Here is a 12941-nt window from a genome sequence, read left to right as displayed (position 1 = left end):
AATGCAAATACCTAAAGTAAACCAAACTCCTAAAGTAATCCAAACACCAAAGTATAAAAAAATATTATTGACTGGCGTGAATGGTCAGGTCGGGCATGCCTTGCAGTTAGCATTAGCAAATCAGTCTGGCTTGTTTGCCGAGCTGGTTTGTCTGGATAGAAGCCAGCTCGACTTATCCAATCCGCAGGCCATACGTGATGTGGTGCAGGCCATACAGCCTGACTTGATTATCAATCCGGCAGCTTACACTGCAGTAGATAAAGCAGAGTCAGAGCCTGATTTAGCCTATGCGATTAACGCGACGGCACCCGGAGTGTTAGCTGAGGAGGCGGCAAAGCTGGGGGCTAAATTTATCCATTTTTCTACTGATTATGTATATGCCGGTAATAAAATTGGGGTGTATGTAGAAGATGATGCCACTGCACCGTTAAGCATATATGGGAAGTCTAAATTAGCCGGTGAAGAGGCGGTTCGTGCGGTCGGGCTACCATCTCTGATTTTTAGAACATCATGGGTCTACGGGGCTTACGGCAAGAACTTTTTGCATACGATTCTGCGTTTAGCAAAAGAGCGTGAGCAGTTGCGCATCGTGGCTGATCAGATAGGTGCGCCAACCAGTAGCCATAGTATTGCGCAAGCGGTAGTGGAGGTGTTGGCGCGCTGGGATGGTGAGCATTCTGGCGTGTATCATTTGGTGAATGCTGGACGTACAACATGGCACGGTTTTGCAACAGCGATTGTGGATGCCTATGCGCAGTTGCAACCAGCACGTGACTGGCCAATGCTAAAAGCCAAGGTTGCCAATATTGGGCCAATCACAACTGCAGATTATCCAACGCCTGCGGCGCGCCCTGCTAACTCTTGTTTGGATTGCACGAAGTTAAGTAGCGATTTCTCAGTGCAGTTGCCAGATTGGCGTGATGCATTAATGGCCGAGCTTGAAGCGTTGCCAACTAACTAATTGGTCTAGGGTTTTTAACCTAGACTAGCTCAGGGTTAGCCTAGGGCATCAGCCCAGCTGTTAGGTGTTTCATATAAGCGTACTTTTTCTAGCTTGAGGTGGTTACCGTAAGTATCTTGGTAGCGCGCCTTTAAAATTCTGAAAGCCTCTGCCGCCATGTTTTCTGCCGTGGGCACAGTCGGGAACACTACTGTTTTATGGTTGGGCAGGGTGTTCAAGAAGTTTAAGACGTCCGTATCGTGCTCGTATACCAAGAACGCATGATCCCAAACGTTGACCACTGCTTCTTTTGCAATCGTTTTTACATCAGAAAAATCCATCACCATCCCGTTATCTGAGCTATTTTCAGCAGTGATAATGTCACCAGATAGCGTGATTTCGATTGCATAGCGATGCCCATGCAAGTTTTTGCATTGGCTCTTATGGTGTGGAATCCGGTGGCCTGCGTCAAATTCAAGGCGGGTAGTAATGTGCATATTGATGTCATCAAAGAGTGATTTTAACAGCACGTTCAAACATGTTGAACGTAACAAACTAGCGCCATTATACCCTCACTCCGTAGAGTTGTCGGTGAGAGATGCGGGCTTAAAATTGCATCGGCAATTATTCATGTTTATGTGACTATTCATGTTTATGTGTAAGTGGCGTGTATTGATTCTGAAAGTTAGCCAGCCATACATTGAAGTCATTGAGCGACATGGATTTTGAGTAGTAATATCCTTGTATTTTGTCGCATTGCATTTCGGTCAGTATGTTAAGGCAGCTTAAATCTTCCACACCTTCTGCGACTACGGTTTTACCTAGGCTATGTGCGAGTTGGATAATGGAGAGCACAATTTCTCTGTCTTGCGTGGATTTATCGATTTGCTTCACAAAAGATTGGTCAATTTTAACCAAACTAATCGGCATGTTGCGTAGCCTGGTCATGGATGAATAGCCGGTGCCAAAATCATCCAGCGCAAATGAGCAGCCCAGTTGTGAAATACGGTTAATCACCGACATGGCTTTTTTCTCATCCAGCAGCAAATCACTTTCAGTGATTTCAATCACCAATGATTTAGCTGGGATATCCCATAAGGCAATGGATTGTGCAATTAGCTCGGGCAGGTCAGCATCCAGCAAATCTGGTGAGGATAGGTTTACGGTCAAGGCAAAGTCATTTTGGTTAGTTGCGATAACCTCAGCGATACGCTGGCAGGCAGTGTTAATAAGCCAGCGGATGAATATCTTACCAAAGCCTTTTTTGTAGATGGTGTCGATCAGGCGCATCGGCGAAATGCCTACCCATTCTTCGTTATGCCAACGTAATAGCATTTCGGCGCTGACGCAAGTGGCGTGGCCTAGTTCATGCTTAGGCAAGCTGACAATCGGCTGTAAATACACCTCCAGCTCATTGTTTTGCAAAGCCTCGATAATGGCTTCCTCTAGCGAATGGGTGCTGGAGAAGACGCTGGTAATGTGCTGATCATACATTTCAATCTGATAGTGATTGATCATTGCATGATGTAACGCTAATTTAGCGCATTCATATAGTGAGTGCGCTTTAGAGGTGTGTTTAAATGTTGTCACGCCACCAAAATAGGGTTTCACAATTAGGCTGTTATTCACGAGCGGCAATGATGACTCAAAAGCATGAATCAGCTCTGATGCAATCAGATTGAGCTGTGCTGGGAAGTGTAAGTCTTCGATAATAATCGCAAACTCATTGGGACTAATGTGAAATAGCCTAGTGTCTTTACTCAGGTGCTGCTGGATAAGGTCAACCGCAGCCAATTCTAGTGTTGGTTGATCTGTACTTATTTTTCTTTCTTTATCTGGATTGATATTTAAATTAAGTAAAAGCAAACCCAGATTGATATTTTCGGCCTCTGCTTTTTTAATCAGCTTATGCATGAGCTGATGATTGGGTAGACCAGTAGTTAAATCAAAGCTCTTTGAATAGTTATACCGATACTGATCAAATTGGTTGGTTGCGAGCGACAATAAATGCGTTAGCACTAGGTGAAACTGAGGGTTGTATAGAGACAACGCGCTATCCGTATGCGTTGCTGTCTGCAACTGTATGCATTGCGTCAGCATCAGCGCATGGCCTAGATCCCCCCCCGCTTTGTAATCCAGCAACCAATGGTGTAGCAGTTCGTCTATGGCTTGATTAAGCTGTGACCAATTTAACTGTTGAGGCCAATCTTGCAATACTTGCAGCATATTGTTAGGCGTAGTATCGGGGTTGGCTGCTGCTAATTGTGGGTTGTAGTGATAAGGCCCAGCTAGATCTTTGGGGCTTAGTTGATAAGCCTGCATAATGGTTAGTAGCTCATTGGGCGATGTATTCAGTGTAAATTCATGATCTATTAAACTGTAGATTTCTTCTTGGATTTTCATCATCGGGCGGTGATCGTTTAGCTAAAGTAAGTGTTGATATTGAGGCCATAGCTGTCAGGCGGTAGACCCCTGACTATTTTGTATGGCTCACCGCTGGGTGTTAGTGGCGCATTGATTAAATTAAGTGTGGGTGGAAATTCGTTTTTTGTTTTATCGGGGTTGAGTAAAATCATTAGCTTGGGCTGCAGGCGGCGTACGCTATTTTGCTGAATCACTACGCCAACTTCTCCAGAGTTGAGTTCAACTAACGAACTGACCGGATACATTCCTAAAAACTGTACCAACTGATCAATTAAATGCCCATCAAACTTAGTGTCCCGCAGCGCATGTATTTTTTCTAGTGCAAACTGATTGTAAACACTTTTAGCATAAGCTTTGTTCGTAGTGAGTGCACAGTATGTGTCAATTAGCCCAGCCATTTGCCCAGCTAGGCTAATTTGCTTACCTTTAAGCTCATAAGGGTAGCCGCTACCATCAATGCGCTCATGGTGCTGGGTGACTGCAATCATTGTGGTGCTGGAGATGTTGTCGGTGACTTCTAATAACGCTAAAGCGTAATCTACGTGTTTTTTAAAGATTTCATATTCTTCTGCAGAGATTTTTTCTTTTTTTTGCAGTAGTTCTTTAGGAATTTTCACCTTGCCTATATCTTGCAGCAAACCGGCCATGCCTAGGTCTTTAATCTGCTTTTTGGGCAGTGCCATAAAGTTGGCAAGTGCCATCAGCATGATGGAAACATTGAGCGCATGGTTGTATGAGTAGTCATCCGTTTGTTTTAAGCGTGCCAGCCACAACAGTGCGTCAGAGTTACGCTCAATGCTGTCTACCATATCATTCAGGGTTTCATCTACTTTGGTTAAGTCTACCAACTGGCCTTCTGCCATGGCATTAAAGAACTCACGCGTGACTAGCTGTGTTCTCTCGTAACTAGGATAAATGGTACTAATTTCCTGCTCTACCGGATACTTTTCTTCTAATAATGCCTGGTGCAGATGTGTCGCTGTGTCGGCAAATGCTTTATCGTGGTTCTGCTGTGCAGAAGTGTTGTGCGACCCTTTTCTCATGCCTGGTCGCCAGCTTTTTAAGCCGGATACAAAGCGTGATAAATCAGCCTTAATTAGCTTTGATAAAGGCAGGCTAGCCATTGTGTCTTCTGCACTCAGATCAGCTTCTTGGCTCAGGTAGCTTAGATTGAGGTTGGGGTTGTTGTGGTTAACCGCTTGCTGCGTATGTTGATTGAAGTCCCGAATTTCCCTTACCACATTAAAAAATGAGCGTTGTTCTTTGCTCTCGCTAGATTTAGTTTCTGCTGGGCGTACACTCGGTGTGGACGGTCTGGATGCTACTGAGTGATTGATAGTATTAGAGGCCTGACGATTAACGGCAATCGACTTTTTCTCCGCTGCCAGATAATACTGACCAAGTGATACGGTACGATCTACATAGACAAACTCGCACAAACTAGCCAGCGTGGTGATTTGCTCTTCGTCTTCAATTAATAAGCCTTCCAGCAAGAAGGGCGTCCCAAGCCAAGGCCGATCCAGCTCACATACAAACATGCCAATTGCCAGTGCATGTACAGGGGTCTGCTCTTTGCGAATATCAGTCAATTGATAAGGTCCTGAGTATTGTTTTCTTACACGGCTTGGTAGTGATTACTTGAGGCTTGATACATAGCTAGTATTATCGTTTCATTCTTCGCATGATTCAATGTCTTATTTATGTTTGCATCATTACGCTAATGTGCGTACTAGCGGCTTGCGCTAATGCTGGCAGGTGATAGCCGCCCTCTAGTAAGGAGACTGTTCTGCCTTGCGCATGCTGCTTAGCCACTTGTTTAATAAAGCTGGTGATCCATGCATAGTCTTGGTTAACTAACTGCATGCCTGCCAGCGGGTCGTCAATGTGTGCGTCAAATCCTGCTGATACATAAATAATCTCAGGCTTAAATTGGTTAAGTGCAGGTAAAAACTCCTGATTGAACGCTTGCTGGTATTGCTTACCTTCTGCGTTGGCAGCCAACGGTACGTTAATCATGGTGGCGGTGCGGGTATCAAAGCCACGGTGCGGATAAAATGGGTGCTGAAATGTTGAGCAGAGCATGACTTGTGGATTGCTTTTAAAAATATCTTCTGTACCGTCACCATGGTGCACATCAAAGTCAATAATCGCAACGCGTTGGACTTTGTATTGGGCTAAAGCATGGGCAACGCCAACTGCTATATGGTTGAAAATGCAGAATCCTGCGCTATTGGCACGGCCAGCATGGTGGCCTGGCGGTCTAACGCAGCAGAAGGCATTGTCTGCTTTGCCTTGCATGACGAGATCAGTGGCTAGCACCGCGGCACCGCTGGCATGCAGGGTTGCGGATAAGCTCATGGGGCCCATGGCGGTGTCCGCATCCAGCCGTACTAAGCCAGCCTTGGGTGACAGCGCACGAATGTGCTGGATGTAATCTGAGTGGTGAACGCGTGCCAATTGTGCGCCGGTTGCAGCCGGTGCTTCATACACGGCTAGATGCTGGTAGATGCCTTGCTTTATCAGTGCGTTTTTAATGGCAGTGATGCGCGCTGGCGATTCTGGATGGTTGCCATCCATGATGTGCAATAAAGTGTCAGGGTGAGTAATGAAAGCGGTTGTCATACTATACCTGTGGCTGATTGCTGTAATTTGGTTAATGCTGTATCTGGTGAGAAATCTCAGTACGTAACATCTTATAAATCGCTAATCTCTCTGCCGATATTTTATCCTGTGATAGCGCTTCGGTAATCGCACAATCCGGCTCTTGCAGGTGCTTGCAGTTGTTGAATCTGCATTTTCCTAAAAATGGCCTAAATTCAATAAAGGCATGTTCCAGCTCATCTGTGTTCAAATGGTGTAAGCCAAATTCTTGCAAGCCCGGGGAGTCAATCAGTTGGCTGCTTGCGTCTAAGTGATATAAATGCGCAGCTGTCGTGGTGTGTTTGCCGCTATCCAGTACATGGCTCACTTCCTGTGTACGCACAGCCTCAGATGGCAATAGCGCATTAATAATAGTGGATTTTCCCATGCCGGATTGTCCGACTAGTATACTTACTTCATCTTGCAGATATGGTCTCAGACTAGAGATGTCTAGTTTTGCCGATAACGGCAATACCTGATAACCCAGCTTGCTGTACAGCTCCAGTTTTCTCAGTGCATCATGATTGTCTGTCAGGTCGCATTTGTTAAGTACAATCAGTGCTTTAATGCCAGCTGCTTCTGCCGCAATTAGGCAGCGGTTGAGGAGAGCCTCATAAAAGCTGGGCTGCGTCGCTAGTACGATAATAATTTGCGTGACATTAGCTGCCAACATCTTGCTTTTAAACGCATTGCTACGAAACAGTAGTGTCTTGCGGGGCAGGGTAGACTCCACCACGCCTTCTTCTTTATCTGTAAGTTTGACTAAAACAAAATCACCGCAGGCAAGGTCGGTCTTTTTGCCACGAGTAACACAGCTGATACGCTGTTTGGTGTCGGTGAGTTCTACTTGGTAGCGTTTGCCGTAAGCGGCCACTACTGTGCCTTGCAAGCCTGTTTCATCTTGCGCATTAATTGAGATACCCACGTGCTCGCTATTCTGTAAATTTGTAGTATTGTTGATTGAGGTATTTTGCAACGTTAAGCTCTTCATCTTCAAACCATTTCAGGCCTAACATGGTGTTGCAATTACGGACTTGCGCGGCAAGCGCACTTGAGCTCTTTACTTTACGAAACTCTCGTGTGTAAATGCCCGAGCCATCACCACCAAAGCTAGCCGCATGGCAGCGGATGCAGTGTTGGTTAACCAGCACTTTACCCGCAACTGCATCTGCAGCTTGAAAAGGTTCGGCATGCGCGTTGCAACTGATGAACAGCAATACTAAATATCGCAACAGTTTCATCTTGCTCACCTTTTTAAAGAGGATGTTAGCTAGTATACGCCGCTAATTTTGAAATTCGTATACTTGCCGGTGGATGTGAATCATAAAAAGCCGAATGTAGCGGATCTGGCGTTAATGTAGACGCGTTGTCGCGATACAGCTTCACTAGTGCTTCGATTAAATATTTGGCATTGGCGTGTTTAGCAGCGTAGCTGTCAGCTTCAAACTCATTTTTGCGTGAATAGCTTGCCATGATAGGCCTTAAAATGAATAAGAACACCGGTGATACCAGCAAAAATAATACGAGTGCCATGTGGTTGCTTACTTCGCTTACACCAAGTCCGGTGTAGAACCAATCCTGTTTCATGAGCCAGCCTAGTAATGCTAAGCCAACGAAGCTAATAAAGAACATCATGGCAATACGTTTAATTACATGGTGGTGCTTAAAGTGGCCAAGCTCATGTGCCAATACCGCTTCAATTTCATCTGCATTTAATCTAGCGAGTAAGGTGTCAAAAAACACCACACGTTTGGATGCTCCAAAGCCGGTAAAGTAAGCGTTGCCGTGGCTGCTACGTGCAGAGCCGTCCATTACAAATAGACCTTGAGATTTAAAACCGCATTTGGTTAGCAATGATTCAATTCTTTGTTTTAGCGCTTGGTCTTCTAACGGCGTGAATTTGTTGAAAAATGGCGCGATAAAGGTTGGATAAACTGCGAGCATCATTAAATTAAACGCACTCCATACAATCCACAGGTAAAGCCACCAGTAGTCGCCGGCACCTTGCATTAACCATAAAGCTGCAAATAGGATAGGTGCGCCTAAAACGATGCCCACGATGCTTTGTTTTACCAAGTCGCTAAAAAACATGGCTGGCGTCATTTTGTTGAAGCCAAATTTTTCATCCACCACAAACGTTTTATAGTATTCAAATGGCAAATCTATCATGCTGCTCACCAGCATGGCACTCACAATCACAACTGCACCACGTGCAATGTCATGGTTCACAATTAGGTTGTGCCATAAGTCGTCTATCCATTGCAAACCACCACCTATGGTTAATGCTGCCAATAACACAGCCTGCACTGTAGTTTCCAGTAACGCTAATTTGGTTTTGTCTGTAGAGTAATCCGCAGCTTTCTGATGCGCTTCCAATGCGATATTTTCGCTAAAAGCTTGAGGCACTTGGTTGCGATGAGATTGCACATGCGCAATATGGCGTCTGCCAAGCCAAATACGCACAAATGTAGTGATAACCAGCAAGCTAATGAAAGTAATGGTGAGAGTTTGAGCCATTTTATCGTTCGTTTTAAGAATTGAATTAAGTTAATATACGTATTGTGAAGCATTTTAGATGTGATGGTTCACACTGTTTACTTAACAATACTCATTTTAATGGAAATCATGATGGCAGCTGCAGACAATACGACGAATCAGAATAATTTAATTTGGCTTGATATGGAAATGAGCGGTTTACTGCCAGATTCTGACCGTGTTTTAGAGTTGGCAGCGGTGGTGACCGATGCAGATTTAAACGTATTAGCTGAGTCACCGGTGTTTGTCGTGCATCAATCTGATGAAGTGTTAGACGGCATGGATGCTTGGAACAAGGGTGCACATGGCCGCTCTGGCTTGATTGATAAAGTAAAGGCGTCTACATTAAGTGAGGCTGAAGCTTCAGCACAAATGATAGAGTTTCTTAAAGCGCATGTGCCATCAGGTAAGTCACCGATGTGTGGTAACTCCATCTGTCAGGACAGACGCTTTATGGCGCGCTATATGCCTGAACTGGAAAGCTTTTTCCATTACCGCAATTTAGATGTCAGCGTATTTAAAGAGTTAGCACGCAGATGGAAACCAGAAATTTACTCAGGTTTCAAAAAGGCAAGCCGTCACGAGGCATTGGCTGATATTTATGAGTCTATTGACGAGCTTAAATATTATCGCGAACACTTTATTGTTAAGTAATGCAGCTTAGCCATTAAGTACGATTAGTAGTTAATGGCTCAATGTGTAGATGTTCAATCTACAGATATACAGCATTTAGATAAAAAAAGGCGCCAACTAAGGGCGCCTGAAGGGGAGAAAATCGGCTTAGGAGATATATGTAAGCTTGATTTTATATAAGCATCAAGCATGCCAACTTTTCACCCCTTTTTCTTTTCAATTGTTTTAAACGAGAGATTGGTACAAAGCCAAGTACTCTTGCGCGCTTTTAGCCCAGCTTAAATCCTGTGACATCCCCGTGGTTTGCAGCTGCTTCCATAGCTTAGGATTGGTTCTGAACATTTCTAACGCACGTTGAATGCTGGCAATTAAACCATCTGCACTGGCTTCTACCATGACAAAACCATTGGCTGTTTTATTTGCCAAGTGCGTTGCATCTGCGTCAATAATAGAGTCCGCAAGGCCGCCAGTGGCGTTAACAATGGGTGGCGTGCCATAAGCTAAACCGTAGAGTTGGTTCAGGCCGCAAGGCTCAAAACGAGAAGGCATCACAAACATATCGCAGCCCGCCATGATTTGGTGGGAGAGTGATTCGTTATAACCTATGGTCACGCTGGCGCGGTTAGGGTTTTGTGCTGCAATCTCTAAAAATGCTGATTCCAGCGCCGTTTCACCACCACCTAATAAAGCAAATTGGCAACCTTGGTTGATCAGGCTTTGCAGATGGGGCAGCAGCATGTCCAAACCTTTTTGGTGGGTAAGGCGGCTGACTACGCCCAATAATGGTGCATCTGCATCGATATCGAGCCCAAACTGCTGTTGTAGCGCCTTTTTAACTTGCTTCTTGCCTGCTAGTTTACTTGCGCTGTAATGTTTGGTTAGATATTGATCGGTTGCAGGATTCCATTCATCGGTTTCAATGCCATTCAGTATGCCTTTGATTTCATGACCGCGTTTGCTGAGCAGGCCTTCTAAGCCAAAGCCAAACGCTGTGGTTTGAATTTCTTGTGCATAGCGCGGGCTCACGGTAGAAATTGCATCCGCATAGAAGATGCCTGCCTTTAAGAATGACAGTTGATTGTGATATTCAAAGCCTTCAATCGTAAAGTTTGTGCTAGGTAAACCCAAGCTGGCTACCCACTGTTGTGGGTAGCAGCCCTGAAACGCCATGTTATGCAGGCTAATAATGGATTTAGCGCGTGAATGCTCGGTGAGCTTCATGTAGGCAGGGGTTAAGCCTGTTTGCCAGTCATTGCAATGAACAATATCTGGCCGCCAATTCTGGATAGGGGAGTTGTCGCTGGCTAATATCGCTGCAACTTTGGACAATACACCAAAACGCGCTGGGTTATCCTGCCACTCCAACCCTTGCGGGTCTGCATATGGCCCACCATCACGCTCATATAAATCGGGCGCTTTAATGACCAGTATTTTAACTTGTGTGCTCTCTATGGTGCCAAGTTGCAATTCAGCTTGGCCTATTTGTGGCAGATAATCTAGCGATGCAACGGTTGTTAAGTCTTTTAATGCGGCTAATACGGCATTGTAGCCCGGTACCAGTATCCGAATATCAACTCCTAACCCCTGTAAGGCCGTGGGTAGAGAGCCGCTAACATCAGCTAATCCACCGGTCTTGATCAGTGGAAAAACCTCAGAGCTCACAAATAACACTTTCATTGCCATGATTTTCTCGCTAAAGTTCTTATGTTTATTTTAGTATTGGCTAAATCTGATGAAAAGATTTTACTATACGATGCTGCTAATCTGGGTTTAAGAATATGAATTCCGCGATAAATTTTACAAATACGCTAGCGGTTGGTGCAGGCGCGGCATTAGGCGCATGGAGTCGCTGGGGCTTAGGTATTGCCTTTAACGTTATTATGCCTAACCTGCCGTTGGGCACGCTTATTGCTAATCTCGGTGGGGGGCTGTTAATGGGGGTAGCAATGGGCTTGATTGGGCTAGGCGGGTTGGATAACCCAAGTTTGCGCCTATTTATTACCACAGGTTTTTTAGGTGGGTTGACCACATTCTCAGCCTTTACCGGCGAGAGTTTATCTTTGTTACACCGCCATGATTATTATCTAGCTGCATTGCACGCATTTACCCACATGTTTGGCGCATTGCTGATGGCAGCGCTTGGGGTTGCCGCTGTACAGTACATTAAGCAATAGGAGGCACGATGGAATTTAATATAAAAAGCCTAGTCACAGTATCATCTATATTATTGATAGTTAAGTGAGTGGAAATGTACTTTTCATCTAGCGCTTCAAAAATTGGCTTATCAGCATTACTTTCAATACTTATGTTATCAACGACCAATATGGCAAATGCTGCTTGTTCTGCGTTGTACAACCATCAGTTTTCCACTTTGCAGGGTGGAAAAATCAACCTGTGTGATTATCAGGATAAACCCATCTTAGTGGTGAATACTGCCAGCAAATGTGGCTTTACGCCGCAGTTTGAGGCGCTAGAGAGCTTGTATAGCCAGTACAAAAAGCAAGGTTTGCTAGTGATTGGTTTTCCATCCAATGATTTTAAGCAAGAGTTAAGTGACGATAAGCAAATTAATGATTTTTGTAAGTTAACCTATTCGGTGAAGTTCCCAATGATTAGCAAGTCTTCCGTCAGCGGTAAAACTGCCAATCCATTTTATCAGCAGTTGATTGCCAAAACCGGACAGTCCCCAAGCTGGAATTTCTTCAAATATGTGATTTTGCCAGGTGGTAATGATGTATATGCATACAGTAGCGATGTAAAGCCGAACGCGGCAGAAATTTTGAGTAAGATTAAGCCCAGCTTGAAGTAGGGGCGACAGGTAAGAGAAAACTCAATAGGTAAGCGCAAATCTGATACTTAAGTGCAAATTTAGTAATGCAAAATAAAAAAAGGTGCTGATTCAGCACCTTTTTTATTTGTTTTTTGTAAAGCTCAAACGATTATTTGCTACTGGCTGGATGTCGCATTTTTTCCAGAATAATGGCAGATAGTTCTTCTACTGAGCGGCTGGTTGAGTCTGCCCAGGTGATGCCTGCATTACGCATAAGTGTTTCAGCAGTTGCAATTTCCTGACGGCAATTATCCAATGAGGCATAGAAGCTACCAGCTCTGCGCTCATTGCGTACTGCATGTAGGCGTTCGGCTTTAATGGTTAAGCCAAAAATCTTACCTAAATGTTTATTGAGTACTGCCGGTAGGGTGCCGCGCTCAAAGTCTTCAGGAATCAGTGGGTAGTTTGCAGCTTTTACGCCAAATTGCATCGCGAGGTAAACGCTGGTTGGCGTTTTGCCACAGCGAGATACGCCGACTAGAATGACTTCGGCTTCTTCTAAGCCGTTGTTGGTCATCCCATCGTCATGGTTGAGTGTGAAGTTAATCGCCTCCATACGCTCATTGTAGCTACTGCCCATCACGCTATGGGCAATGCCTGCACCGGTCAGTGGCTTTTGTTCAAGTTCCAAGCCCAACGGGTCAATAAAGGTGTTGAATAGGTCAATAAAGTAGGCGTTACATTGTTTGAGCGAGTTACGCAAAGCAATGTCGCCCAAGGTCATAATCACGACTGGGCGACCGCCGTCTTCTTCTGTGGCATGCACGATTGCTTCTTGCGCTAGCTTGATCTTCTCTAGCGTGTTGGTGAACGGTAAGCGCACTTGGGTAAAGTGAGTGCTGGGGAAATGCTCCAGTAACTTACCCAATGCGCCTGCCGTAATGCCAGTGCCGTCAGAAATGAAGAATGCGGTACGCTTAATCATGACAGTCTGCTTAT

At 44.9% G+C, this 12941-nt stretch carries 13 protein-coding genes; 4 read left to right on the top strand and 9 right to left on the bottom strand.

Annotated features, from left to right (window positions below):
* The first annotated feature begins 1 nt into the window (after position 1).
* The gene (gene rfbD / locus MMOL_RS06920) at positions 2 to 961 is read left to right on the top strand and encodes a dTDP-4-dehydrorhamnose reductase (protein WP_015832302.1); all 960 of its coding nucleotides are present in this window, start codon (positions 2 to 4) and stop codon (positions 959 to 961) included.
* A gap of 35 nt (positions 962 to 996) precedes the next feature.
* On the opposite strand, the gene queD is transcribed toward rfbD, so the two are convergent.
* The 7 genes from queD to MMOL_RS06885 all read right to left on the bottom strand — a co-directional run bounded on the left by queD (position 997) and on the right by MMOL_RS06885 (position 8521).
* Positions 997 to 1437: a 6-carboxytetrahydropterin synthase QueD gene (gene queD, locus MMOL_RS06915; RefSeq protein ID WP_015832301.1), complete on the bottom strand. Its 441-nt coding sequence runs from the start codon at positions 1435 to 1437 to the stop codon at positions 997 to 999.
* A gap of 145 nt (positions 1438 to 1582) precedes the next feature.
* Positions 1583 to 3346 carry a GGDEF domain-containing phosphodiesterase gene (locus tag MMOL_RS06910; protein WP_015832300.1) on the bottom strand — a complete coding sequence of 588 codons (1764 nt, stop codon included), beginning with the start codon at positions 3344 to 3346 and terminating at the stop codon, positions 1583 to 1585.
* A gap of 14 nt (positions 3347 to 3360) precedes the next feature.
* Entirely contained in the window at positions 3361 to 4953 is a 1593-nt protein-coding gene (locus MMOL_RS06905) for a cyclic di-GMP phosphodiesterase (protein WP_015832299.1), read from the bottom strand.
* 109 nt (positions 4954 to 5062) lie between these two features.
* On the bottom strand, positions 5063 to 5986 hold the full coding sequence (locus MMOL_RS06900) for a histone deacetylase family protein (RefSeq protein ID WP_015832298.1): 924 nt from the start codon (positions 5984 to 5986) through the stop codon (positions 5063 to 5065).
* 31 nt (positions 5987 to 6017) lie between these two features.
* Complete coding sequence (gene rsgA / locus MMOL_RS06895; RefSeq protein ID WP_015832297.1) at positions 6018 to 6995, bottom strand: ribosome small subunit-dependent GTPase A; 978 nt, start codon at positions 6993 to 6995, stop codon at positions 6018 to 6020.
* Positions 6937 to 7245 carry a cytochrome c gene (locus MMOL_RS06890; protein WP_015832296.1) on the bottom strand — a complete coding sequence of 103 codons (309 nt, stop codon included), beginning with the start codon at positions 7243 to 7245 and terminating at the stop codon, positions 6937 to 6939. The genes rsgA and MMOL_RS06890 overlap by 59 nt, the downstream gene beginning before the upstream one ends.
* A 25-nt stretch (positions 7246 to 7270) precedes the next feature.
* Complete coding sequence (locus MMOL_RS06885) at positions 7271 to 8521, bottom strand: M48 family metallopeptidase (protein WP_015832295.1); 1251 nt, start codon at positions 8519 to 8521, stop codon at positions 7271 to 7273.
* A gap of 111 nt (positions 8522 to 8632) precedes the next feature.
* Here MMOL_RS06885 and orn point away from each other — a divergent pair, with 111 nt between their 5' ends.
* Positions 8633 to 9193: an oligoribonuclease gene (gene orn / locus MMOL_RS06880; RefSeq protein WP_015832294.1), complete on the top strand. Its 561-nt coding sequence runs from the start codon at positions 8633 to 8635 to the stop codon at positions 9191 to 9193.
* A 204-nt stretch (positions 9194 to 9397) separates the two neighbouring features.
* Here the strand turns inward: orn and glgA are convergent, their stop codons facing one another.
* On the bottom strand, positions 9398 to 10855 hold the full coding sequence (glgA, locus tag MMOL_RS06875; protein WP_015832293.1) for a glycogen synthase GlgA: 1458 nt from the start codon (positions 10853 to 10855) through the stop codon (positions 9398 to 9400).
* Between the two features lie 95 nt (positions 10856 to 10950).
* On the opposite strand from glgA, the gene MMOL_RS06870 reads away from it, so the two are divergent.
* Both MMOL_RS06870 and MMOL_RS06865 read left to right on the top strand, forming a co-directional pair.
* Positions 10951 to 11346 (top strand): CrcB family protein, encoded by a 396-nt coding sequence (locus tag MMOL_RS06870; RefSeq protein WP_015832292.1) that lies wholly within the window; start codon positions 10951 to 10953, stop codon positions 11344 to 11346.
* A 149-nt stretch (positions 11347 to 11495) separates the two neighbouring features.
* Positions 11496 to 11981, top strand: a complete 486-nt coding sequence (locus tag MMOL_RS06865; RefSeq protein WP_238524362.1) for a glutathione peroxidase — start codon at positions 11496 to 11498, stop codon at positions 11979 to 11981.
* 130 nt (positions 11982 to 12111) lie between these two features.
* Here the strand turns inward: MMOL_RS06865 and MMOL_RS06860 are convergent, their stop codons facing one another.
* The gene (locus MMOL_RS06860) at positions 12112 to 12927 is read right to left on the bottom strand and encodes a pyruvate, water dikinase regulatory protein (RefSeq protein WP_015832290.1); all 816 of its coding nucleotides are present in this window, start codon (positions 12925 to 12927) and stop codon (positions 12112 to 12114) included.
* Positions 12928 to 12941: the final 14 nt, after the last annotated feature.

The organism is Methylotenera mobilis JLW8 (assembly GCF_000023705.1).
Classification (GTDB): domain Bacteria; phylum Pseudomonadota; class Gammaproteobacteria; order Burkholderiales; family Methylophilaceae; genus Methylotenera; species Methylotenera mobilis.
The sequence above is the reverse complement of the archived record's forward strand: the minus strand, read 5'-3'. Positions and strand labels throughout refer to the sequence as shown.